22 protein-coding genes and 2 pseudogenes are annotated in these 23,872 nt (G+C 62.0%); 14 read left to right on the forward strand and 10 right to left on the reverse strand.

Annotated elements, in window-relative coordinates:
- The first annotated feature begins 16 nt into the window (after positions 1–16).
- Both WDM24_RS20345 and WDM24_RS20350 read left to right on the forward strand, forming a co-directional pair.
- Positions 17–1,510, forward strand: coding sequence for a sensor histidine kinase (locus WDM24_RS20345; protein WP_338832418.1), 1,494 nt, complete (start codon positions 17–19; stop codon positions 1,508–1,510).
- Positions 1,511–1,648: 138 nt separating this feature from the next.
- The gene (locus WDM24_RS20350) at positions 1,649–2,989 is read left to right on the forward strand and encodes a sorbosone dehydrogenase family protein (protein WP_338832230.1); all 1,341 of its coding nucleotides are present in this window, start codon (positions 1,649–1,651) and stop codon (positions 2,987–2,989) included.
- 34 nt (positions 2,990–3,023) lie between these two features.
- On the opposite strand, the gene WDM24_RS20355 is transcribed toward WDM24_RS20350, so the two are convergent.
- The gene (locus WDM24_RS20355; RefSeq protein WP_338687968.1) at positions 3,024–3,281 is read right to left on the reverse strand and encodes a hypothetical protein; all 258 of its coding nucleotides are present in this window, start codon (positions 3,279–3,281) and stop codon (positions 3,024–3,026) included.
- A 201-nt stretch (positions 3,282–3,482) separates the two neighbouring features.
- Here WDM24_RS20355 and WDM24_RS20360 point away from each other — a divergent pair.
- Positions 3,483–4,299: pseudogene (locus WDM24_RS20360) on the forward strand (aminoglycoside phosphotransferase family protein).
- A 13-nt stretch (positions 4,300–4,312) separates the two neighbouring features.
- On the opposite strand, the gene WDM24_RS20365 reads toward WDM24_RS20360, so the two are convergent.
- Together WDM24_RS20365 and WDM24_RS20370 are read right to left on the reverse strand one after the other, a co-directional pair.
- The gene (locus WDM24_RS20365) at positions 4,313–4,477 is read right to left on the reverse strand and encodes a hypothetical protein (RefSeq protein WP_166295504.1); all 165 of its coding nucleotides are present in this window, start codon (positions 4,475–4,477) and stop codon (positions 4,313–4,315) included.
- 100 nt (positions 4,478–4,577) lie between these two features.
- Positions 4,578–5,033 (reverse strand): winged helix-turn-helix transcriptional regulator, encoded by a 456-nt coding sequence (locus tag WDM24_RS20370; RefSeq protein ID WP_166306753.1) that lies wholly within the window; start codon positions 5,031–5,033, stop codon positions 4,578–4,580.
- 151 nt (positions 5,034–5,184) lie between these two features.
- Here WDM24_RS20370 and WDM24_RS20375 point away from each other — a divergent pair, with 151 nt between their 5' ends.
- The 4 genes from WDM24_RS20375 (at position 5,185) to WDM24_RS20390 (ending at position 10,891) form a co-directional block, all read left to right on the forward strand.
- Entirely contained in the window at positions 5,185–6,105 is a 921-nt protein-coding gene (locus WDM24_RS20375) for an alpha/beta fold hydrolase (protein ID WP_338832231.1), read from the forward strand.
- A 135-nt stretch (positions 6,106–6,240) separates the two neighbouring features.
- Positions 6,241–7,365 carry a calcium-binding protein gene (locus WDM24_RS20380; RefSeq protein ID WP_338832232.1) on the forward strand — a complete coding sequence of 375 codons (1,125 nt, stop codon included), beginning with the start codon at positions 6,241–6,243 and terminating at the stop codon, positions 7,363–7,365.
- A gap of 131 nt (positions 7,366–7,496) precedes the next feature.
- Entirely contained in the window at positions 7,497–8,591 is a 1,095-nt protein-coding gene (locus WDM24_RS20385) for a calcium-binding protein (RefSeq protein ID WP_338832233.1), read from the forward strand.
- A 260-nt stretch (positions 8,592–8,851) separates the two neighbouring features.
- Positions 8,852–10,891, forward strand: coding sequence for a hypothetical protein (locus WDM24_RS20390; protein ID WP_338832234.1), 2,040 nt, complete (start codon positions 8,852–8,854; stop codon positions 10,889–10,891).
- Between the two features lie 46 nt (positions 10,892–10,937).
- On the opposite strand, the gene WDM24_RS44525 is transcribed toward WDM24_RS20390, so the two are convergent.
- Together WDM24_RS44525 and WDM24_RS20400 are read right to left on the reverse strand one after the other, a co-directional pair.
- Entirely contained in the window at positions 10,938–11,324 is a 387-nt protein-coding gene (locus WDM24_RS44525) for a BLUF domain-containing protein (RefSeq protein ID WP_414645740.1), read from the reverse strand.
- A 683-nt stretch (positions 11,325–12,007) separates the two neighbouring features.
- Positions 12,008–13,359 (reverse strand): IS3 family transposase gene (locus tag WDM24_RS20400; protein ID WP_166208706.1). Its coding sequence is split into 2 segments (ribosomal slippage): positions 12,008–13,023 and positions 13,023–13,359, totalling 1,353 coding nucleotides; the frame shifts between segments, so codons are not numbered across the junction.
- Positions 13,360–14,187: 828 nt separating this feature from the next.
- On the opposite strand from WDM24_RS20400, the gene WDM24_RS20405 reads away from it, so the two are divergent.
- The 3 genes from WDM24_RS20405 to WDM24_RS20415 all read left to right on the forward strand — a co-directional run bounded on the left by WDM24_RS20405 (position 14,188) and on the right by WDM24_RS20415 (position 15,260).
- Positions 14,188–14,550, forward strand: a complete 363-nt coding sequence (locus WDM24_RS20405; RefSeq protein WP_338687994.1) for a hypothetical protein — start codon at positions 14,188–14,190, stop codon at positions 14,548–14,550.
- Positions 14,551–14,603: 53 nt separating this feature from the next.
- The gene (locus WDM24_RS20410; RefSeq protein ID WP_338832236.1) at positions 14,604–14,975 is read left to right on the forward strand and encodes a hypothetical protein; all 372 of its coding nucleotides are present in this window, start codon (positions 14,604–14,606) and stop codon (positions 14,973–14,975) included.
- Between the two features lie 114 nt (positions 14,976–15,089).
- Positions 15,090–15,260 carry a hypothetical protein gene (locus tag WDM24_RS20415; RefSeq protein WP_338687999.1) on the forward strand — a complete coding sequence of 57 codons (171 nt, stop codon included), beginning with the start codon at positions 15,090–15,092 and terminating at the stop codon, positions 15,258–15,260.
- A 520-nt stretch (positions 15,261–15,780) separates the two neighbouring features.
- On the opposite strand, the pseudogene WDM24_RS20420 reads toward WDM24_RS20415, so the two are convergent.
- From WDM24_RS20420 to WDM24_RS20435, 4 genes and pseudogenes are all read right to left on the reverse strand, one after another.
- Positions 15,781–16,190, reverse strand: a pseudogene (locus WDM24_RS20420) (cytochrome P460 family protein); the annotation flags it as partial.
- Between the two features lie 44 nt (positions 16,191–16,234).
- Positions 16,235–17,239 (reverse strand): alpha/beta hydrolase, encoded by a 1,005-nt coding sequence (locus WDM24_RS20425; RefSeq protein WP_338832237.1) that lies wholly within the window; start codon positions 17,237–17,239, stop codon positions 16,235–16,237.
- Positions 17,240–17,278: 39 nt separating this feature from the next.
- Positions 17,279–18,250: an MBL fold metallo-hydrolase gene (locus WDM24_RS20430; RefSeq protein ID WP_338832238.1), complete on the reverse strand. Its 972-nt coding sequence runs from the start codon at positions 18,248–18,250 to the stop codon at positions 17,279–17,281.
- A 7-nt stretch (positions 18,251–18,257) separates the two neighbouring features.
- Positions 18,258–19,082, reverse strand: coding sequence for an alpha/beta hydrolase (locus WDM24_RS20435; protein WP_338832239.1), 825 nt, complete (start codon positions 19,080–19,082; stop codon positions 18,258–18,260).
- 125 nt (positions 19,083–19,207) lie between these two features.
- Here WDM24_RS20435 and WDM24_RS20440 point away from each other — a divergent pair, with 125 nt between their 5' ends.
- The 4 genes from WDM24_RS20440 to WDM24_RS20455 all read left to right on the forward strand — a co-directional run bounded on the left by WDM24_RS20440 (position 19,208) and on the right by WDM24_RS20455 (position 23,098).
- Positions 19,208–20,107: a LysR family transcriptional regulator gene (locus tag WDM24_RS20440; protein ID WP_338832240.1), complete on the forward strand. Its 900-nt coding sequence runs from the start codon at positions 19,208–19,210 to the stop codon at positions 20,105–20,107.
- 372 nt (positions 20,108–20,479) lie between these two features.
- On the forward strand, positions 20,480–21,934 hold the full coding sequence (locus WDM24_RS20445) for an amidase family protein (protein WP_338700815.1): 1,455 nt from the start codon (positions 20,480–20,482) through the stop codon (positions 21,932–21,934).
- A 67-nt stretch (positions 21,935–22,001) separates the two neighbouring features.
- Positions 22,002–22,493, forward strand: coding sequence for a DUF302 domain-containing protein (locus WDM24_RS20450; RefSeq protein WP_338700818.1), 492 nt, complete (start codon positions 22,002–22,004; stop codon positions 22,491–22,493).
- Positions 22,494–22,525: 32 nt separating this feature from the next.
- Positions 22,526–23,098 carry a TetR/AcrR family transcriptional regulator gene (locus WDM24_RS20455; RefSeq protein ID WP_338832241.1) on the forward strand — a complete coding sequence of 191 codons (573 nt, stop codon included), beginning with the start codon at positions 22,526–22,528 and terminating at the stop codon, positions 23,096–23,098.
- Positions 23,099–23,354: 256 nt separating this feature from the next.
- Here the strand turns inward: WDM24_RS20455 and WDM24_RS20460 are convergent, their stop codons facing one another.
- The gene (locus tag WDM24_RS20460; protein WP_338832242.1) at positions 23,355–23,783 is read right to left on the reverse strand and encodes a hypothetical protein; all 429 of its coding nucleotides are present in this window, start codon (positions 23,781–23,783) and stop codon (positions 23,355–23,357) included.
- Positions 23,784–23,872 lie beyond the last annotated feature (89 nt).

A 23,872-nucleotide genomic window follows, 5' to 3' on the forward strand; every position in this document is an offset into this window, starting at 1 on the left:
TCGGCGATCGAACATGATGGACCACGAAAAGGTAAACATCCTTCTGGTCGATGACCAGCCGGCCAAGCTGCTGGCTTATGAGGTGATCCTGAAGGAGCTCGGCGAAACGCTTGTCGCCGCATCGTCGGGCCGCGAGGCGCTCGAGTTTCTGCTCAAGAACGAAGTCGCGGTCATCCTGGTCGACGTCTGCATGCCCGAGCTCGATGGCTTCGAGCTCGCGGCGATGATCCGCGAGCATCCGCGTTTCCAGAAGACCGCGATGATCTTCATCTCGGCGATCCAGGTCAGCGATATCGACCGGCTACGCGGCTACGAGATGGGCGCGGTCGATTACGTGCCGGTGCCGGTCGTGCCCGAGGTGCTGCGGGCAAAGATCCGCGTGTTCGCCGAGCTCTACCGCAAGACACGCCAGCTCGAACGCCTCAACGCCGAGCTCGAGGACCGTGTGCGCGCGCGCACCGCCGAGCTCGAGCAGTCGACCACGCGGCTGGTCGAAAGCGAGGCGCGCCGCAGCATGGCGATTGCCGCGGGCAAGATGGGCTCGTGGGACTGGGATTGGGTCAACGGCGACTGGATGTGGGATGAGGGGCAATACAAGATTTTCGGCATCGACCCGAAATCCTTCGCGCTGACCTCCGACAATATCCAGGAGCTGTTTCACCCCGACGATGTCGAAGAACTCCGGCAAGCCTGGGCCGGGTTCGGTAACGGCCAGACGTCGTATGAAGCCGAATTTCGCATCATGCGGCCGGACGGCGAAGTGCGCTGGTGTGTCGGCACGGCTGCGGCGACCAGCGACAGAAACGGCAGGGTGGTGCGGGTCAGCGGCGTTACCGTCGACATCACCGATCGCAAGAAGGCCGAGGAACGCCAGACGCTGCTGACCCGCGAGGTCGACCATCGCGCCAAGAACGCGCTCGCGCTGGCGCAATCGATCGTGCGGCTGACCCGCGCGCAGAACGTCACCGCCTATGTACGGGCGGTCGAGGGCCGCATCACGGCGCTGGCGCGCGTTCACACCGTGCTGTCGCTGTCGAGCTGGCAGGGCGCCGAAGTCCGGCGGCTGGTGACCGAGGAGATCGCGCCCTATTCCGAGGCCGGGCAGATCCAGATCGCCGGCGGCGAGGTGCAGTTGCAGCCCGCGACCGCGCAGACGCTGGCGTTGGCGCTGCATGAGCTCGTCACCAACTCCGCGAAATACGGCAGCCTGTCGGTATTGTCGGGCCGGCTCGCCATCACCTGGGAAGTGCACGACGAGACGCTGATCCTCGCTTGGGTGGAATCCGGCGGGCCGCTGGTGACCAAACCGAAGCAGAAAGGTTTCGGCACGCGAAGCGTGATCGCCAGCATCGAGACCCAGCTCGGCGGACGGGCCGACTTCGATTGGCGCGCCGAAGGCCTAATATGCCGGCTCACGGTTCCTCTCAAGCCGCCGCTTGGAGAGACGCCGGCGTTTCGCGAGCCGTCGACAGCCGAGCGCAAGCCCATGGTCCGTTCGAGGGCCGTGTAACGCATCTCGCGAAGCGCGCGTCGATTGATGTGACGACGTCTCCCCAACGGACATTGATGCGACGACATTGTGAACGCGGCCGGAAGTCGAATTGCGCTATGAGCAGCGCGACTGACAGGGACATCGCGCGAGGAGCATATGCGTAAGTCAAGTCTTGCCGGCGTCAGCATTGCCGCCGTTATCCTCGCAGCAATCAGCATCACGCGATCGGGCGCCGAACCCGTGCTCAGAGGTGCCGAGGCCTTTGGCGACTGGCAGCGCGACAAGCCCGGCACGGTGCGCCTGATCACACCGCAGGACCTGCCCAGGCCGGGCGCAACGGCCTCCAGCAGCAATTCGTCGCGCGTCGTGCAGCGACCCGCCTCGGCGGTGCCGCAGGTGCCGGCAGGGTTCAAGATCGAGTTGTTTGCAAGCGGGCTGAGCGGGCCGCGGATCATCCGGACTGCGCCCAATGGCGATATCTTCGTCGCGGAGACCGGCCCCGGCCGCATCCGCATCCTGCGCAGCGCCGACGGCGCCACCAAGCCTGCGACCAATGAGGTCTACGCAACCGGATTGAGCCGGCCGTTCGGCATCGCATTCTTCCCAAGCGGCGACAATCCGCAATGGCTCTATGTCGCCAACACCGACAGCGTCGTGCGCTTTGCCTACCGCAACGGCGATCTCAAGGCGCCGGGAAAGCCCGAGGCGGTCGCCCGGCTGCCGCGCGGCAGCAATCATTTCACGCGTGACATCGTGTTCACGCCCGACGACAAGCGGATGCTGGTGTCGGTCGGCTCCGCCGGCAATGCAGGCGAGGGCCTCGGTCAGCCGCCGCAAGGCGTTGAGGCCTGGAGCCGTGATCATGCGCTTGGCGCGGCCTGGGGGATCGAGACCGACCGCGCCGCCGTGCTCGCCTTTGACCCTGATGGCAAGAACCAGAAACTATTCGCCACCGGAATCCGCAACTGCGTCGGATTGGCGATCCAGCCCGGAAGCGGCACGCCGTGGTGTTCGACCAACGAGCGCGACGGCCGCGGCGATAACCTCGTGCCCGACTATGTGACGCGGGTCCGCGAGGGCGCGTTCTACGGCTGGCCGTGGTACTACATCGGCGCCAACGAAGACCCTGCGCATGCCGGTGCGCGACCCGACCTCAAGGACAAGGTGACGGTGCCCGACGTCCTGCTACAGGCCCACTCGGCCTCGCTCGGCTTGACCTTCTACACCGGCAGCAGCTTTCCGCCCGAATATCGCGGCGATGCCTTTGCGGCCGAACACGGTTCGTGGAATAGGTCGAAGCGTACAGGCTACAAGGTCATCCGCATCAGGTTGAAGGACGGCGTGCCGACCGGCGAGTACGAGGATTTCGTCACAGGCTTTGTCATCGGCGACAATGAGATCTGGGGCCGCCCGGTCGGGGTGACCGTGGCGCGTGACGGCGCGCTGCTGGTCTCGGAAGACGGCAACGGCACGATCTGGCGCGTCAGCCGCGAATAGTGGTTCGGCGGTCAGTCAGCCGCCGCCGCGGCCGTTATCCCAGTCCATCCTTGAGGCCGTATTCCTCATAGATGGTCAGCGGATCGGTATCCGGAAACAACCGGCACTTGGCCTGCGCAAGATGCAGCGTGACGGCGCCAGACTCACATCGCGAGGTCAGGATTTTCCGGACATCCTCCATATGCGCGCGCGGCTGATGTTTCGACGGCAGCTGCTCGAGCGCGACCAGCGCCGTGGCCAGGGCCTCCGTGACCACCCAATCGTCGTGTCCGGTAATTCCCTTTCGCGGCATCACCACACCCTCCGTAGCACCGGCTGCGACATTGTAGCGCGAGATGGGTGGGGGCTGTCATCAGCCAACATGGGCAGGGCGGCGGGGGAACCGGTTCGAGCCGGGCCTGCCACGATGCGCCGCAGGGAGCAGCCGTGGCAGTGCGTGCAGGCGATGACTAGAACGACGGGGGCCCGTTTCTCCATCCCGGTCAATCACCAGATGTTCGAACCCTATCTCGCGGCCTGGAGCCTCATCCCCGACGGCCACCCGATCGTGACGCACGCCGCGCGGTTGCTGCCGGTGCGGCGGCACGGAACCCGCAATGCTCAAACTCTCGAGCGAGCCGGACGAGTGCCTCGGCGCCATCGTCATGGCGTGGTGGGACGGAGACGGCGCGGCGCGCGTCCTCGCCCACGATGGCAACGCGCTGTTGCTCGAAAGGGCGACGGGTTCGGCTTCGCTCAGCGCGATGGCGCGAACCGGCCGGGACGATGAGGCCTGCAGGATTCTCTGTGCGACGGCCGATCGGCTCCACGCAGAGAGAGCAAAGCCGCGGCCGGATCTGACGCCGCTGACACACTGGTTTGGTGAGCTATGGCCCGCTGCGAGGGCGCATGGCGGCATCCTGAACCGATCGGCTGAAGTGACCGAAGACCTGCTCGGCAATCAACGCGAGATGGTGGTCCTGCACGGCGACCTGCACCATGACAACGTGCTCGACTTTGGCGCGCGGGGCTGGCTCGCGATCGATCCGAAGCATCTCGTCGGCGAGCGAGGCTTCGACTTCGCCAACATCTTCACCAATCCGGATCTCGCCGACCCGGCGCGGCCGGTTGCGACCGAACCCGGGCGCTTTGCGCAGCGTCTCGACATCGTCGTGGAGGCTGCACGGCTCGATCGCCGGCGTCTGCTGTCATGGATCGTCGCCTGGACCGGCTTGTCGGCGGCCTGGTTTCTCGGCGACGGCGATCCGTTGGCCGAGATCGACCTTGCGATCGCACGGCTTGCCGCCGCCGAACTCGACCGAACAGGCTAGCGTTTGTGGAAGCTTACGCGGCCATCGCGGCGGTGGTCACTGAAACACTGAGAATCCGCCACTTCGAGGTATCGAAGAAGTAGGCGGCCTTGATGTGCGCGGATGCTGAATCAGGGGCCTGAATCACCGTGTGGAATTTCCGCGTCCCATCACTCAGCGAAATCCGGAATGTCTGCATTGGTCATACCTCCACGCGCGGATGCTGCGGCAAGGAGGGTTAATATCCGGTTCCTGTCGACGGAGCGTGCGCATCGCGGCGCTTCTCACGCGGTCTCTTTCTAGGGCGACGCGGGCGGCAGGCGGACCATCGTGTCCTCAGCGCCAACGACGCGTCCGTCTTGCGCGCGCAGCTCCAGCCGCCGTACCGGCTGCCCGGTCTTGCGGTCGACCAGCAGCACATGCGCCTCGTCGGGTTCGAAGAAGAAATCCTCGCCCCACTGCCGGAGCGCGACAAGAAGCGGGAAGAGCCCGCGTCCCTTCTCGGTCAGGACGTACTCCTGATAGGGGCTGCCGTCCGCCGCGGGTACGGTTTCCATGATGCCGTGCGCCAGGAGATTGCGGAGCCGGGCCGAGAGGATGTTCTTGGCGAGCCCGAGGCTCTTCTGAAACTCGCCGAACCGGCGCAACCCGTCGAACGCATCGCGGACGATCAACAGCGACCACCAGTCGCCGATCGCATCCAGCGGCCGTGCCACGCCGCACATGGAGTCCTTGTGGCTCACTCTCTTGGCCATCGCGATCCGCCTGCCGCTCCTCATCTCACGTTGATCAGCTCAATGGCGCGGCTGGAGAGACCATCACCATATTGAGCTCGATATATCGGTTGCAAAGTAAAACCACAAGCGATACACGATGGTTTCAAATTAAAACCATGCGAGGTCAGTCATGATCCAACCCGACGCCACGTTCGACGGGACCTTTCCCTTCGCGCCGCATTTCACCGCAGCTCCCGGCTTCCGGATGCATTATGTCGACGAGGGCCCGCGGGACGGCGAGGTGGTGCTCTGCCTGCATGGCGAACCGACCTGGGGCTATCTATTCCGTCACCTGATTGCAGGCCTGAGCACGACCCACCGCGTGATCGTTCCGGACCACATGGGCTTTGGAAAGAGCGCGACGCCGGCGCAGCGCAGCTACTGGCTGCAGGACCATGTCGGCAATCTCGAAGCGCTGGTCCTCGCGCTCGATCTCACCGGCGTCACCCTGATCATGCATGATTTCGGCGGCCCGGTCGGCATGGGGCTCGCGACCCGGCATCCGGATCGCATCCGCCGCATCATCTCGGCCAACGGACCAACGCCGTTCGGGCAGAGCGATCTGTTCGAGCGCGTCACCGCGAATGCGCTGGCTTCGCCGTGGTTTCAATGGATCGCCCGGGCCGAGGCGAGCGGCGAGCTCGAGCCGGTTCTCGGACAGCTCGGCTTCAACATCCTGAGCACGCTCAAGCTCAACGGTTTCGAGAACAACGCTGTGATCACCGACTCATGGCTTGCGGCCTACGGCTCGCCCTTCGCGCGTCCGGCCGATTGCCTCGGTGCGATCGGTTGGGCCAAGGGGTTTGCGACCGGCGCGCATACATTCGCGACGCCCGGTCCGGCCGCCGAACGTTTGATCCGCGGCAAGCCGGCGCTTGCGATCTGGGGCGAGGCGGACCGCACATTGCGCGCCGAACATTTCCTGCCGCTGTTTTCCGCGATCTTCCCCGCTGCGCCGGTCAGGCGCCTCGCCGGCGTCGGCCATTACTGCTTCGAGGATGCCCCGCAGCAAACCGGCGGCCTGATTGCGGAGTTCATCCGGCAGACCTGACGGCACGTCGATCGACGAGGGCAGGAACGCCGCGAGAGCTACCTGCGCCAGGTTGTACCTCGCGCGAGACTCGCGTCAACACAATCAGGCTGCTAACCTTCCGGCGTTGCATTCAGCTCCGGAAGGAAATTTCTGGTGACCACCTACGTTGGAACCCTCGGCGACGACAACCACACGGCCGCTGCTGGTGAGGACGTCCTTTACGGTCTGGACGGCAACGATACCCTCGCTGCCACGATGACCGGGAGCGTTGTCTATGGCGGCAACGGCAACGACAGTCTCAGCTCGAGTTCTTTTCATAACGACACTGTCTATGGTGGCGAAGGCGACGACACTGTTTCCGGCTTCGACGCCACCGTAACGGGAGCTGGCGGCGACGACTCGATCCAGGCGTCGGGTGGCATCGCCTACGGTGGCGAAGGCAATGACATAATCTCCACCGGCTGGGATGGTTTTTTCGACACGGGCCGCGCTTATGGCGGCCTCGGTAACGACACCATCACTGGACAGGGCTCCGCGATCGACGGCGGTGGCGGCGACGATACGATCTATGACGGGCCGATCGGCTTAAGCGGCCTCATTGTCATCCAGGGCGGCGACGGAAACGATGCGATCATCGTCAGCGGGTCTGGGTCAGTTGCCGAGACCGTGATGGCCTACGGAGGGCAGGGCAACGACAGCATTTACGGCGGACAAGGTGCAGACATCCTGATTGGTGATCAGGGTGTCGACCTTCTCGAAGGCAATGCGGGCAATGATTACCTGTACATGCCTTCCGGCGGCGGCACGGCCTATGGCGGCGATGGCAATGACGTCGCCGTCGGCTCGAGCGCCAACGACGTTCTGGTTGGCGATGCCGGCGACGATACCGCCTACGGCTACGAGGGTAACGACTACCTCTACGGCGGGGCCGGCAACGACGTGATGTATGGCGGCGATGGCACCGATGTGCTGTTGGGCGGCGCCGGCAACGACTACTTCGACGGCGGCACCGGCGTGAACTACTATTTCGGCGGAGACGGCAACAACACCTTCGTTTCCAACGATGTCCCGAGCATCCAGGTGGTTCAGGACTGGACTCCAGCCACCGATACCGTGCAGCTCAACGGCAGCGGCTTCACCTCATTCGCCGACGTGCTCTCGCACTCATATCAGAACGGCGCTTACTTCGTGGTGCAGATCGATACCGACACTGCGGTCTGGCTGAACGGTGCCACCGCGGGCACGGTCGCGGCGGCGAATTTCACGATCGTGAGCTAGCGCGGCTGGGCGGCACACTGCCGGCGTGGCGTTGATATTCGCTCGGAAGAGCTCAAGACCTTTAGGAGGGAAGCTTGGTCACATACGTAGGAACGTCGGGAGACGACAGCCATACGGGCCCCGAAGATGCCATGTATGGCCTGGATGGAAACGATACACTTGCCGGCGGGTACGGTGGGCTGGGTCCCCAAACGCTTTACGGTGGTGAGGGAGGTGACAATCTTTCTCTCCCTGAAGGGGGATTTGGCGGCGCGGTTTACGGTGGATCTGGCAACGACACCATCTCTAGCGTCGGCGCATTGTATGGCGACGCGGGGAATGATCTGATCACGGTCGTCGGCCAGGGAGGAGGTTATGGTGGTGACGGCGACGACACCATCAATGCTCTCTTCAACGCAAACTACGATGGCATTGCATATGGAGGCGGCGGCAATGATCTTGTCACCGGGTTCGCTGTGCATTGGGATGGAGGCGACGGGAACGATAGCCTTTATGGGTCCTACGATCACGACGATGGCCCCCAGCCAGTGGTCCTGGGCGGCAATGGGGATGATGTGATTGCATTCACCGGCAATGGGCTGGTTGGCAGAGCATCCTTCTACGGCGGGTTGGGCAACGACAGCATCTATGGTGGCGCGGCAGAAGAAACCATCGTTGGAGATGCCGGAGTAGACTTGCTGGAAGGCGGCGGCGGAAACGATTGGATCTACCTTCCGACAGGGGGCGGTAATGCCTACGGAGGAACCGGCAACGACGTGCTGGTGGGGTCGCAGGTCTTCGATGTCCTGATCGGCGATGACGGCGATGATGCGATGTTCGGCTATGGCGGAAACGATTACGCCTATGGCGGCAACGGCAACGACGTGATGTACGGTGGTGATGGCGTAGACGTGCTGATCGGCGGCGCCGGAAACGACTATTTCGATGGCGGCGCCGGCGTGAATTACTATTTCGGCGGAAACGGCGGCGGTCCGGGCACCGGCGTGGGCAGCGACACCTTCGTTGTCAACGACGTTCCCGGGGTGCAGGTCGTGCAGGACTGGACGCCGCTTTGGGACGTCGTGCAATTGAACGGCTCCGGCTTCACTTCGTTCGCCGACGTTCTGTCGCACTCGTATCAGAACGGCGCTTACTTCGTGGTCCAGATTGATGCCGACACCGCGGTTTGGCTGAATGGTGCCACTGCGGACACCGTCACGGCGGCGAACTTCAACATCGTCAGTTAGCGGATCGCTGATCGATCACGCCAACAACAAGGTCATATTGCATCTGGCCGAGAGCTCACCGGCGCGTTGGCGTTGTGCCGGCCGGCGCCTCATGCTGCGCTGATACTCGCTGGCGACCACCGGACATCGGCGACGACCCGGCCATCGTCGAAGCAGAGCGATCCGGCCCTGGCTTTTTCTTCCAGCCGCCGGGATCGCGCTTGCGAAGCAGGGGGCCCGATGAAATAGTACGCATTTTAAGGTTGCATTCGGGGGCATTTATGACGGTTGTCAGCGACTTCACCGCAATTTTGTCCGGCAACTCATGGTGGGGCAATTCGGTTTCGGGAGCGTCGCTCCCTGGCAGGCCTGCATTCGTCAGCTTTTCGTTCGACACAACCATTTCGGCGGCCGAGCTTGCTTCGTCAGATACCCAAGCCTTCAAGAACAGCCTTCGACCCTTTACCGAGGACGAGAAGGCCGTCGCACGGGCGGCGTTGCAACAATGGGCGGCCGCAAGCGGCCTGGTTTTTCTCGAGGTGCCCGCAGGTCTCGGCGATATCCGATTCACTACGGCAGATTTCTCCACCGACCCCAAATACGCCAACTACAGCGGATTTGGGTATTACCCGAACGTATCGATCAACTACGACTACGACAATCAAATCGGCGGCGACGTCTTCGTCCAGTATGGCCGCGTCGCTATCGGGCTAATGCTGCATGAAATCGGACACGCGATCGGCTTCAAGCATCCGTTTGATGGCGATCCGACGCTGACGCCGAGTCTCGACGATAAATCCCAGACGGTGATGAGCTATACGGGTGCGCAGCCGACGCACCTCGGACCGCTGGACCTCCAAGCGGTTGCATACCTGTACAATGGACCGGGCACCGGCGGATCCCAGGATTCAGCCTGGCAATGGACCGGCTACAACACACTCATTCAGGTCGGGACGGGCGGTAACGACATCTTTCGCGGCTTCAACACGGGAGACGTGATCTCGGGAGCTGTTGGCGACGACGTTGCCATGCTCAACGACGGCAACGATCAGATGTTTGGCGGCCTCGGCAATGACAGCATCCACGGCGACGCCGGCAACGATCTGCTGTCGGGCGATGATGGCAACGATACTCTGTTCGGCGATGCCGGGAATGACGCATTGCGGGGCGGAGCGGGAGCTGACGCGCTCTACGGAGGCGACGGCCTCGATGCGATCGACGCCGGATCGGGCAACGATGTCGTCTATGGCGGTGCGGGCGACGACACACTTACCGGCGGCGACGGAAACGATATCCTCCAGGGCGACGCCGGCACTGACTTTTTCAATTTCTCCGCGCCCCGGGCGGCCTACAGCATTTCGATCTATGGTGGCACCACCGTGGTCGTCGATGGCGTCGACGGTACGGATACGGTTTACAGCGGGGAATATCTGAATTTCGCCGACGGCAATTATGCCATCGGCGGCCTGGTGGCCAACACGCTGTTTTCCCCGGTCGATCCTTCGGGTCCGGCGACGAACGATCTGCTCTACGGGGGCGCGGGCAATGACACCCTGGCGGGCGGGGCTGGAGCTGACGTTCTGGTCGGACTGGCCGGCAACGACACGGCTTACGGCGGCACCGGCAACGACTACTTCTATGGCGGCGACGGCAACGACGTGTTCTCGGGCGGCGCCGGGGTCGACGTCCTGGTGGCAGGCAACGGCAATGACGTCGCCTATGGTGGCGACGATCAGGACTACCTCTATGGCGGCGCCGGCAACGATGTTCTCGTTGGCGGCGGCGGCGTCGACGTGCTGCTTGGCGAAACCGGCGACGACTACCTATACGGCGGAGACGGTGGTGACTATTTCTACGGTGACGTCGGCAACGACACCGGATTCGGCGGAGGCGGCAACAACATCTTCGTGATGGCGGCAGGCAACGACGTCGCGACCGGTGAAGATGGTCAGGACTATTTTTACATGGGAGACGGCGACGACATCATGTACGGCGGCGCCGGCGTTGACGTCCTGCTCGGCGAGGCCGGAAACGACACATTCGACGGAGGCGCCGGGACTGACTACCTGTTCCTTGGCCCGGGCGGAAATGACAAGGTGCTGTTCAATGCGAATTCGGGCGTCGATGTCGTGAATGACTTTGAGGTCGCAAACGACCTCATCGCGCTTCAAGGAACGATGCTGACGAGCTTTGATCAAGTGCTCGCCGCTACGACAGACTACGGTTCGTTCTCCATTGTTACGGCCGACGCGAACACGGCCATTTGGCTGATCGGCGTGAACAAGAGCCAGCTCCTGGCAACGGACTTTACGTTCTCCTAGAGCGTTTTCGAGCGAAGTGGCTTCCGGTTCGCGTGAAGAAAACGCGTCAAAACAAAGAATCTAGAGCCCCGTTCCGATTCCATCGGAACGGGAAAGGCTCTAGAGGGGCGCAATGCGGAAGCGTCATGTGCGCGCTCTCGCAGCGACAACGGAAGCGCCGCGGTGTCGAAGGCCTGAAGGTCAGAAGGGTGATGTCCCGGTGCCTGACATCGCATTCGATCACGTTGAAGATTTCCTCGACGGCAGCCTGGTCACCTTCGAGGACCTGGCAAAAGTAACCCTCGCTGAAGAGCAGCGCGCCGGTTACGCCGAGCTTAGCATTCTTCGAGCGTGACCGCGCGAGTATGCTGCGAATGATCTCGCTCGCAGAACTGTCGCGCACATTACTGTTGCTGCGACTGACATAGATCAACGCATGCTCGGATCGCGACATCGATAGGTGCCTCCTGTAGGATTCGCGGCTCACATGAAAAGCGGCCGCGTCACGCCGGCGCACCGTACGGAAATCTGAAACAGTCGATCTTGATGGAAACCAACCTCGGACTTTTTGGCTGTTAGCGCGTTTCAAGACCAAATTGGATTCCGGGGAACCACGGGGGAGTGGGGCCGGTAAACCGATTTGACATAGGAGTTCTTTTTCTCACGGCTGGATTGAAATCCACGGTTCCGGGTCACGCAGCCGGCGGCGAGCACGCAGTTCGTTCGCCAGGCGAAGCGGATCAATGCTTCGGACACCGATATTTCGGCATCGGTAAGGACTGCACCGTTCCACCGGTGAAGCCAGGCACCGAGATCGCCTTTGGTGCAGGCAGGCGATCTCAGCCGTGGGTGGAGGCGGCGGGACCGATACTCAGGCGTTAAATTCAAAGCCACCCCCGGCGAGATCGTATCGATTACGCCCCCTGGAAAGGGTAGCAGATGGCGGCGGCCAGATCGCCCCGTTGATCCCATTGCACAACGACAACGGCGCAGGAAGAGGCCGCGGCTGCCGGCGGGGCGACGAATTAAGCAAGATCGCCTCAGCAATCTCATGAAACGAAATTGTCCGTCGTCAGATAATTTGAGACTAATCAGGCTTTTCGAGAAGGGAGGCTCTGGCTCATCTGTTGTTGGAGTTTAAGCGGCCTGCAGTTGGTGCTGCAAGCGGCGGTTTGCGATGGTCTCACGCTTGATGCGCTGTCGTTCGGTTAGGATGGTCTCGGCTCTGCCGAAGTAGACGTCAGCCGGGGTCAGGTTTTTGATGCTCTCATGATAGCGGACGTGGTTGTAATGCTCGACGAAGGCGCCGATCTGCCGTTCGAGGTGGTGAGGTAGATAATAGTTCTCGAGCAGAATGCGGTTCTTCAGGGTCTGATGCCAGCGCTCGATCTTTCCCTGGGTTTGGGGATGATACGGAGCGCCGCGCACGTGCTGCATGCCCTTGTGTTCGAGCCACCTGGCCAGATCGTCCGCGACGTAACTCGAACCATTGTCGCTGAGAAGCCTCGGCCGGTGCGCGACGGTGATGTGGTCAAGGCCGGAGGCCGCGAGTGCCTGGTCGAGTGTGGCCGTGACGTCGGAGGCACACATCGTGGGACCAAGCCTCCAGGCGACGATGTAACGCGAGAAGTCATCGAGCACGGTCGACAGGTAGTACCAGCCCCAGCCGGTGATCTTGAGGTAGGTAAAGTCGGTCTGCCAGAGCTGGTTGATGGCGGTGGTCTTGTCCTTGAACTCGTTCGCCGCCTTGATCACCACATAGGCGGGGCTGGTGATGAGGTCATGCGCCTTCAGCAGCCGATAGACCGATGCCTCGGAGACAAAATACTTCCGTTCGTCGGTGAACCGCACGGCCAGCTCGCGCGGCGACAGCTCGGGCAGCTCCAGCGCCAGGTCGATGATCTGGCCCCGCACATCGTCGGGGATGCGATTCCATATCCGGTCAGGTCGAGACCGGTGGTCAGCCAGCGCCTCGACGCCGCCATCACGATAGCGATCATACCATCTATAAAACGTGGCGCGTGGGATCCCGAGCTTGTCCAGCGTGCGCTTGGCCGGCAGGTGCGACTGCTCGACCAACTGGATGATCTCGGCCTTCTCGGACGCAGGATATCTCATGCCTCGTCCTCCCCATCCCCGTTCATGCTTTTTTTGAGTAGGCGGTTCTCAAGGGTGAGGTCGGCCACGACTTCCTTCAATGCGGCCGTCTCACGACGGAGATCCGTCACCTCGCCGGAGGTCGCCGCACGCGCCGTATCGCCCGCCAGGCGGCGCTTACCGGCTTCGAGGAACTCCTTCGACCAGCCGTAATACATTGAGGCGGCAATGCCCTCACGCCGGCAGAGCTCGGAGATGTTCTCCTCGCCCCGCAGTCCTTCCAGCACGATGCGGATCTTCTCTTCCGCCGAATACTGCCGGCGGGTCTGGCGCCGAATGTCCCTTAGTACCTGTTCTGCCGGCGCTTTGCCCGGTCCGGATTTCTGCTTCATCTTCGCTCCTGGTGGCTACGATGAACCAGAAATCCTCCCTCCGCAAAATCCTTCAATTTGTCTCACACGCCCTGACGGCAAACACTTCGTTGCAGTGACGACGAAGAGGCGAAGCGTCGGGCTAAGGATTATTTGGACGCGCACGAAATCATCGAGTTGTGGATCGACTACAAGAGGATCGCTCGTCTGAAGCGTGGGTAAGCTCGAGGTGTGCCGGCCGAGTTGTCTCCGACCAAGATCGCATCAGCTCGAAAAGTAGAAGTATGTCGGCGAGCGGGAGCTTTGTGCCCTTGGGGCATATGCTGCAGGAGCAGATTCCCGGTGTTAGCCGCGATCTCGTCGCGCTCGATCGGATCGGGGTCGGTGTGGAGGGCTCGCATATCGGCAGCGAACTGTCTGGCGACCTTGGGCGGAATCTCGATCGGCTTTCGCTTGATGGACATATAGTCCAAAGGGGATGGCAGACCGCCCCCTGCGATTGGGCGGGACCGTCGCTCTGTGGCTGGAGCGGCGATCCCTCATCGCGCGATATGCATGGTCGGGGTGTGTGGGGTTGGGTCGGCCAATCCGCACGATTAGGTAGATCGTAAATCGATAAATGCCTGCGGCAATTGCCATTCCGAACAAGCGAGCGGATAGGGGAAGGCCGGGCCCTGGCGCAAAGGTGGTAGCGCGCCGCAGCAATCGCGGTTCGTGGTGGATGGAAATCAGGGAAGAGGCGCAATGTAACGTCGTGGGCGGAGGTTGGCCGCTACAGCCTCCGAAGCCGCGTCAGCCCCAGCTCAATCCCCTTCGAGCTGGGGCACGCCGGACGGGGAGAATGATCTTATGAAGGCAGCACTCTTGGGATTATTGCTCGTTGGCCAGCCGCCCGTACAAATTTCAGACAGTGTTCCCAACTTCGATATCAAGGCGCTTTGCGCGGATGTTTCCGCTGACGATAAAGCGTCGGGACTGCCCCAGGATGCGAGTAAGTGCGTGAGTGACGAGACGGATGCGCGGCAACAGCTAGACTCGATCTGGCTAACTGTCCCGGCAGGACCGCGTGAAAGTTGCGAACTCTTGGCGGGGTCAGGGCAAGTACAAAGCTATGTCGAACTCCTCATTTGCCTGAAAATGAATGACTGGGACTCGCCATCGGCGGTGCCCCCGCAAAGGCGCAAGCAGGATTCAAAAACGCCAGGTAATTAAAGGTTTCCGGGCCCCCATCCGCAAAGTGCCCAAACGCTTCGAGGAGTTTTTACGTGCAAGGCATACGAAATGGAGTTTTAGCGCTTCTGGCCTTAGGAGCGTTGACCCAGGAAGGTCACGCGCAAACTCTGGTCGCAGCATTGGAGTGCGATTTTCCGCTCGCTTCAACTGACGATTGGAGCGTGGCCGCGTCGACCCTCCAATACTACATCGATACAGCAGGAGGTTGGAGAGTGAACCAAGATTCCTTCTCCTTCGATGGCCCGATAAAAATTACTATCGGTGGAAAGGATACCGCAGCTTCGCTTTCGATCACTATTTCCCGACAGTCAGGCAAGGCTACCAAAACCCTGTCGTCGGAAGGGAAATCCCTTACAGTCAGCGGGGAATGCAAAAAAATGGAATCCTCCGGACGTAAATTCTAACCGCCTCGAGTCATCAGCGAGCTTTCAGCCACCGAGTGGTTGCCTCATCGATAGTTGGTGGGAGGTCGGTTCTGACATATGGCAGTTGGATGGTCGCGCCAGCGTGCGTTGAGAGTGTCCGGGCTGCAAATCCTGAATATGTCGGCCAAGACGCTGGAGGGCTTAAGGGCGAAGATCCGGTGTCCCGAGGCATGGTCGGGCGGAAAGATCGACTGCATCGATGGTTGCGCCGAAGAGATGGTGCTCTCGATCATCGAGAACATGGCCGCGGCCGGCACCAGTTAGATGCGCGAAACTGCGCCGCCGGGCTCGAAATACGTTGTCCCGGCGGCGTCATTGTTTTCCAGCGCTGGGCCCTGAATTCCCAGTGCCGTCAATTTAGCAGGTACGTGGGCAAATGACTGTTGCAGTGCATACACAGACTTTGAGAAAGAGGAGCCGGCAGGCGGGACAGCGCGCCAGTTCCTCCGAAACGGTGACCGCAAGGCGTTCCGAAATCGGTCCCGTCCCTCCGGGAAGCCTGCGCCGACCTGCTTGCTGATTTGCTAACGGCTTCGGTTGGTCAGATGGAGAATAGATATCGTTTTCCGGCGAGGCTCGACGGGCCCGCCGCGCCGGGATCGCTCTCGTTGTACAGTCATTTGTGCGCTAGAAGCGCAACATCGATTATTATTCAGTATTTTCAATTTGAAATGGCGGAAGGGGTGTCAACCGAAGGAAGCTGAAAAAGCTCCGGAATTTTCAGTTTTCGAGCTTGATCCCACGGATTACTCCACGACCAAGCAGGAGGTCGCTCCGTCTGGTGATGGCAGCCGAAACATGTCTCGTGTTGGGCGCGATCGACAGGCTTCCCGTCGATGAAGCGGCCGAAGCCCCACCCGCCGGTCGAAGCGTATTTCTTCGAGTCCTTAACCATGATCTGCACCGTCGTGGCGTGGCGGGGCACGAGGCGCCGTCGAACTCCGTCGACGGTTCCTGTTTCCAGGCGAGCTTCGCGAGAATCGCCCCGTCCGGGAACGGAAGGGGCCCCTCCCGGTAGGCTTTCATCGCGACGGCGTTGCCGAGAATGCCCCGAAGCTCGTTGAAGCCGCCCGCTTCGTGGGAGGGGGCGATCAACTCCCAACCCCGGTACCCGGCCGGTATCTTGACGCCGAAGATCGGAGAGCTGTCGTCGGCCTCTTCGCCGCGTGCGAGCGCCGCGGCACAAGCTGCCAAGACGAGCGACGCCAAAATAAGCTGCGCTATCGAGTCGCGCTCCTTCACGACGCGACCTTGCGGGCGAGGAAATCGCGGATCAGCGGCACCATCTCGTCGGACTTGTCCTCGAGTGCGAAATGGCCCGTGTCGATGAGGTGAAACTCGACTTGGGGAAGATCGCGCTTGTAGGGGTAGGCGCCGTCGGCCGGGAAGATCTTGTCGTTCTTGCCCCAGACGATCAGCGTCGGGGGCCGATGCTTGCGGAAATAGGCCTGCACCTCGGGGTAAAGCGGCAGGTTGGTGCGGTAGTCGTAGAACAGGTCCATCTGGATCTCCGCGTTGCCAGGACGGTCGAGCAGCGCCTGATCATGGACCCAGTTGTCGGGGGCGACACGGGTCACGTCGCTGACCCCGTCGGTGTACTGGAACTTGGTGGTTTCCGGCTTGACCAGCACGTAGAGCGCCTTGCGGTGCTCCTCGGAGTGATCGGACCAGTATGCTTTGATCGGATCCCAGAACTCCTTGAGGCCCTCTTCGTAGGCGTTGCCGTTCTGAACGATGAGCGCGCTGACGCGGTCGGGATGCTTGAGCGCGAGACGCCAGCCCACGGGGGCGCCGTAGTCCATGACGTATATGGCGTAGCGCTTGGCGCCGAGCTGGTCGAGCAGCCCGTCCACGAGCTCTCCAAAGCGGTCGAAGGTGTACTGAAACTGCGCCCGGTCGGGCATGTCGCTCTGTCCGTAGCCGGGGTAGTCGGGAGCGATCACATGGTAACGGTCGGCGAGCTCCGGGATCAGATTCCGGAACATGTGGGATGAGGTCGGGAAGCCGTGGAGGAGGAGCAAGACCGGGGCGCCGGATGGGCCGGCTTCGCGATAGAAGATCTTGATGCCGTCGATCGTTTTGGTCCGATGGTGCGTTACGATCGGCGGTTTGTCGCCGGACGACGCGTTGGCCGCGCGTGCCGTCTGCGGATAGGTGGCCCCGGCGGCTAGTAAAGGCAGCGCGAGCGTGAACCGCCGGCGATCCAGTTCAGCGCGAGTGTTGGTCGAATGAAGGTCGTTCATGTCGTGCTCCGGGTTCGAAAGACTAGTGACGTGCGGTGATCAGACCCCTTGGTAGACCAGCCTGGTGAAGAAGCCGGGGTCGATGACGAAATTGCCGAATTTGGCGTCGAAGGCGCTGGTCGGCTTTGCCGCGACCGTCTCTTCGCGCGAGCGTCCTTGCTTCTTCAGGGCGGCGACGTTGTCGCGAATGGCGACGAGCATGTCGCGGAATTCCCTGAGCTCAGCTCTGGTGCCGACGGCCTTGCCGTGGCCGGCGATGATGATCGTGTCTTCGGCCGTCGCCGCCAGGTTGGCGTCGGATGCCGCGATCATCCCGTCGATGCTACCGCCGGTCGAGTAATCGATAAACGGATAGATGCCGTTCCAGAACGTGTCGGCCACGTGGACGACGTTGGCCTCAGAGAAAGTAACCGAGATATCGCTGTCGGTATGCGCCGGACCGTAGTGTCTGAGTTGGATCGTCGATCCATTGAGCTTGAGACTGTGTTCGCCGGCGAACGTTTCGGTCGGGATTCCGCCCTGTGGTTGTGCAAGGAAATTGTAGTCCCAGTCCTCCACCCGCTGCACCTGGGACAGGTATTTGAGCGTGTTGTCCTGGGCGATGATCTTCGCGCCGGCCGCGTTGAGCCAGGCGTTGCCGTCGATGTGGTCGAAATGCCAGTGGGTGTTGATGAGGTGCGTAATTGGCTCGGTGCCGAGGTCGGCCAGGGCCTTCGTCAGTTGCGGGCGCGAGACGCCGATGCCGGCATCGATCAGCACCTTGCCGTCGGGCCCGGTGAGAACAGCGACGGTGCCGCCGGAGCCTTCGAGCGCGCTGATGTTGCCGCGCAGCTTGTGCGTGACGATCGGCGAAGTGGCGGCGCTGTCCTTGATCAGGCTGACGATGCCGCGCGCCTCCGCAAAGGCCTGGCGGGGCGTGAGCCATCCTCCCGCGGTCGCGGTGGCAGCGCCTCCGATGCAGCATAGACAGAAGCCGCGCCGAGACAGGAGATGTTCCTTTGAGACCGTCATGGCTGCCTTAGCTCTCGATGAACGCGAGAAGGTCGGCGTTGATGGTTTCGGCTTGCGTGGTCGGCAAGCCGTGCGGGAAACCCTTGTAGGTCTTCAGCGTGCCGTTCTTCAAAAGCTTGGCCGACAACGGGCCGGCGTCGGCGTAGGGAACGATCTGATCGTCCTCGCTGTGCATCACCAGCACCGGCACGCCGATCTTCTTCAGGTCCGCGGTGAAATCGGTCTGCGAGAAAGCGACGATGCCGTCGTAATGGGCCTTGGCGCCGCCCATCATTCCCTGTCGCCACCAATTCTGAATGATGGCTTCGGAAGGCTTCGCGCCGGGCCGGTTGTAGTTGTAGAAAGGGCCCGCCGCGACGGCGCGGTAGAACTCCGAGCGGTTAGCGGCAAGCTGCGCCTGGAAGTCGTCGAACGTCTCCTTGGGCAGGCCGCCCGGGTTGGCTGCGGTCCTCACCATCAATGGCGGCACCGCGCTGATGATGGCCGCCTTCGCGACGCGGGTCTCGCCGTGCCGCGCCAGGTAGCGCACCACCTCGCCGCCGCCGGTCGAATGGCCGACATGGATGGTGTTCTCGAGACCGAGATGCGCAGTCACGGCGGCAAGGTCGTCCGCGTAGTGGTCCATGTCGTGGCCGTCGCCGACCTGCGAGGATCGACCATGGCCGCGCCGGTCATGGGCGACGACCCGGTAGCCCTTGCCGAGGAAGAACAGCAATTGCGCGTCCCAGTCGTCGGCCGATAGCGGCCAGCCGTGGCTGAAGACGATCGGCTGCCCCTTGCCCCAGTCCTTGTAGAAGATCTCTACGCCATCTTTGGTCGCGACGGTGCCCATGTTCGAACTCCCGTGACTTTTGCGGCCGACCGGCTCGGCCCACCCGGCGTACCGCGTTGCAGCGCGGTCGTGCAGCCCATAAGATCGGGAAGGAACTTCTCAAAGTTCGGAAAGGCGAGATCTCGATGGATCGCTTGGAGGCCATGTCGGTGATCATCGCCGTGACCGAGACGGGCAGCATATCGGCGGCCTCGCGCCGCCTGAAGTCGCCGGTGGCCACCGTCAGCCGGAAGGTCGCCGAGCTGGAAGCTCGCCTGAAGGCCCAACTGTTTCAGCGCACGTCGCGGCGCATGACGCTGACCGACGCCGGTCGAGCCTACATCGATGCGTGCAGGCGCATAATCGAACAGGTGGACGATGCCGAGCGCGAGGTGTCGGGCGAATATCGGCTTCCAAAGGGCGAGATGGCGGTGACCGCGCCCTGGGGCCTCGGACACACGCATCTGCTGCCCTTGGCCGTCGAATTTCTCGAGGCTTACCCGGAGATTTCCTTGCGACTCATGCTGACCGATCGCGTGATCAATATGACGGAGGAGGAAGTCGATATCGCGATCCGCGTGGGGTCGCTGCCGGATAGCAGCATGATAGCGACCCGAATTGGCTCGATCCGCATCGTCGTTTGCGCGAGCCCTTCCTATCTGAAGGAGCATGGGCGCCCGAAACAGCTCGACGATCTATCCAAGCACCATTGCATCACGATCGATGAGCATGCGGCGCCTCCGGCCTGGAGATTCGTACGTGGCAGCCGGACGAAGGTTGCGCCCATCACTTCGAGGCTGTGCGTCAATACGTCCGAAGCGGCGGTCCTTGCAGCGATTGACAGCGCCGGTCTGACGCAGGTGATGTCGTACAAGATGGACGGCGCGAAGCGCGCCGGCAAACTGGCGATCGTGCTGGAAGAGTTCGAGCCCGAGCCGCTGCCGGTCCATATCGTCTGCGCGCCGCGCAAACACGTCCCGATCAAGCAGCGCGCATTTCTGAATTGGATGACACCGCGTCTGAAAGCGCGCCTGGCGATGACCTAGCCGGCCTTCCAGTAGGACGTGTTCTCCTGCTCGAAAGATCTGTCTTGAACTAGACGTCGATGTTCTCACCGCGTCTGCTCATGGCCCTTTTCGGAAGTGCCGCGCTGGCTATCGAAAGTCCGATATCGGGGGTGAAGCGGACGTTACGGTTACGCGTTCCGACTTCCGAGTTTGACCCATTGCGGAAGTCGTCGTTGAAATAATCATTGGCCGCAATTGATCGGTCAGTCGGCACTTCACGCTCATGTGTCCTCGGCGAAGTCGCCACCTCCATTGAATTACGTTCGTAATTTAATATTATGACCGTAATGGCATCAAGCTGGACCGCTGTTGGGCGGCGGCCGGATGCAAACAGCTCCTAGCGAGGATTTCATGGACGACACGGCCACTGCCTCATCGCAACAAACCACAGATGCCAGCTCGCTTGGGCTCGCAGCCGCTGCAGCAGCGGTTCGCAACGGCGACATTACCTCGGAAGCCTACACCGCGGCGCTCTTACAGCGCGCCCGAGCGCTTGCCGAACTAAATGCCTTCATCACCCTCGACGAGGCGGGGGTGCTGGCGGCCGCGAGGGCCGCAGACAAGTCGCGTGCGGCCGCATCGGCGGCCCCGCTCCTTGGCGTGCCGCTCGGGGTGAAGGACAGTTATTTGACGAAAGGGCTACCTACTAGCCTGGGCATCGAAGGTCTGGCTCATTTTGTTCCGCGCGAAGATGCCGACGTTGTCCGGGCCATCAAGGGGGCGGGCGCGTTGATTTTCGGCAAGAACAACCTCGTCGAGATGTCTTACGGCCTGACCGGTCACAACGCACGTTACGGTCAGGTGAAAAATCCGCACGCACGGGATCGCATGTCGGGCGGCTCCTCAAGCGGCTCCGCCGCATCCGTGGCTGCTGGGCTCGTTCCCGCGTCCCTGGGCGGTGACACCGTCGGGTCAATCCGGGTACCCGCATCGTTCTGTGGAGTCGTGGGCTTCAAGCCAACGACCGGGCGTTGGCCGCGCAACGGCGTTGCTCCGATCTCCCATACACTCGACACGACGGGCGTATTTGCCCGAAGCGTTGAGGACTGCATCTTGGTGGATCAGGTCGTGACTGGTGAACAGGCTGCGGGACCCTCCGGCGGCGGCTACGGCCTGAAGGGAACCCGGCTGGCCTTCGCGCCGCGACAGTTCCTGGATCTGGTTGACGCGGAAGTCGAGACCCGATTCCGCGCGGTGGTCCGGCGACTGCAGGACGCCGGCGCCGAGGTCGTTGAAGTAGACCTTGGCGACGACTTCAATTCCCTCGTCCAAACCGCGACATGGGGCATCTTCGCTCATGAGACGATGGGCACCATCTCGGAATTTCTTCGCCGCCATGAGATTCCGACCACGTTCGAGGCCCTTTACGAGGGCCTCAAGCCCCAACTTCGGCAGGCGTGGGGGCACATCGTACTGCCAGGCGGCGCGGGTGCTACCTCGGCAGGGGCCTATCAGACGGCGCTCAACGTGAGCCGGCCGGAAATTCAGCGCCGGCTCCACACGGCGTTCGTCTCTCATGGGGCGCTGGCTATTCTGCAACCGACCACGCCCTGCACGGCGCCTTCGATCGAGGAGCAGGCGACCGTCCATATCGCGGGGCAGAACGTCAGCTACCTCGCTTTGGCGAACCATACCGTGTCGGCAAGCAGCGTGGGACTGCCGGGTATCAGCCTTCCTGTTGGCCTGTCGCGCGCGGGGCTGCCGATCGGTCTCGAGCTGGACGCCCCCTTGGGAAGCGACCGGCGGCTTCTAGACCTTGCCCGCGTTGTCGAAGGCATCTTGGGTGCCAATCCCAGTGCGATCTAACGTCGTGGCCGCTTCGCGCGGCGAAGGACCCACTGCAAACAACGACAAACGTCTAGAGGATCAACAGATGGCCAATGCACTGCACTCAACGCGCGCCATTCCGGTCGAGCACGTCACCATCCGCTCAACAAAGCCCTTCGAGGACGTTCGAGCCAAGCTCGCGGCCTTAGCACCCCGCATCGATGACGGGATCTTCACTCTCTTGAGATACGGGGAAAGCGAGCGCGCCCTTCGAGAGCTGGAGGCATGTCCGCCGCTCACCATTTTCGGTCAGCGTGACCATGGGGCACTTCTGGCAATTGCCGGCCTGACGCGCCGCTCCATCCAGTTTGATATCGGAAATCCGCTCACCGCATCCAAGATGACCCGGCATCAACTGTCGGCGGGGCTGTATGCGCCCATTCGCGTCCTGCTGCGCGAGGATGACGATGGCGGTGTCGCGTTCGAATATGATCGACCAGCATCCCTTTTCGGTCAGTTTGGCAGCGATCATGTGGATGCAGTTGCCCAGCAACTTGATCGCGACCTCCAGACCCTGTTGGAAGCGGCTGCAGCTTAACGGCTGCGGGTCATTGATGGAGTGGAGAGAAGATGCGTTTCGAGAAAGGACACAAGGCAGCGACGCGACGGCACATCATCGACGTGGCGTCGAAGTGCATACGCCGAGACGGTATCTCCGCCGCTGGGATTGCCGGGATCATGGGCGAGGCCGGTCTGACCAAAGGCGCATTCTCTCCGCACTTCGAGTCCAAAGACGCACTCGTTCGCGAGGCGCTGGAGAGCGCGCTCGGAGACCAGCAAGATCGGCTCGATGATGATCAGGGGAGGGGCCTGAACCTTGAAAGCGCTATCCGCAGATACCTGAACCGCGCACATCTCCAAGACCCGGCCGGCGGGTGTCCTTCGGCGGCGTTGCTCCCGGAGATCGCCCGCCAGCCCTTGTCCACTCGGCGGAACTACGAGAAGGCGCTACGAAGCTACGTTTCGTCGCTGGCCGCACTAATTCCGGATGCCGATCCTGCAGCGAGTCGCCGCCGCGCGACCGCCATCTTCGGCCTCATGGTGGGCACCCTGCAGTTCGCGCGGGCCGTACCCGACACTGTGCAGGCGGAGCAAATCCTGGAAGGCGGGGTTGAGGCCGCATTGCGCTTGGCGAAAGTTTGATCTTGCTGATCAGGAAAGGACGGAGAGTGCGGAAGGATTTTCCACGCCACCGGACCGGGCCGACACTCCGGACTAATCACTAGTCTGACCGCGAGCCATGTCTCCTTTTGGCCCTTTTCGGAAGTGCCGCACGGGCTATCGAAAGTCCGGTGTCGGGGGTGAAGCGGACGTCACGGTTGCGCGCTCCGCCTTCCAAGTTTGACCCGAAGCGGACTTCGGCACTCCTCCCGCGCAACAATAGACCTCAAGGCAACTCCTAAGGCTTATTGCGGCTCCAAGTGGTAAGTAATTGGCAACGGTCGTCGATCGGACGAAACCGTGTGGAAGACGTCGTGGATGAAAAACACGAATCATCGAATTTTGAAGCAAGATCAATAACGCTTTGCGGAGGGTAGATCCGCCAAGCGTACGGCGCTGCGGGCCGCTTGCATAGGCGCGATCGCGATGTTTCTTCGAGTCCCGTCAGGCAGGCGTCGCGGTATAGCTCAAGACCAATCTCGCCCTGCTCGAACGGCGCGAGATGGATGCCGTCAACACGGCGGGCGAGAATGCGAGCGAGATTTGTCTTGCGCAGATGCAGCGGCAGCTTTCGCAAATCGTCGCCCTCGAGCGCGAGGATGTCGAAGGCATAGAGCTGCACCTCGTCGTCATGCTTGTGTGAGTGCAGGCCGTTGAAGTCGGACACGCCGTCGATTCTGAGCAGCACAGCCTCGCCGTAGTTGGAAGACAAGGTTCGAAAAGATTAACTGGCATGATCAGCCTGGCGGGCGGCCA

The sequence above is a fragment of the Bradyrhizobium sp. 27S5 genome (assembly GCF_037217225.1).
Lineage (GTDB): Bacteria > Pseudomonadota > Alphaproteobacteria > Rhizobiales > Xanthobacteraceae > Bradyrhizobium > Bradyrhizobium septentrionale.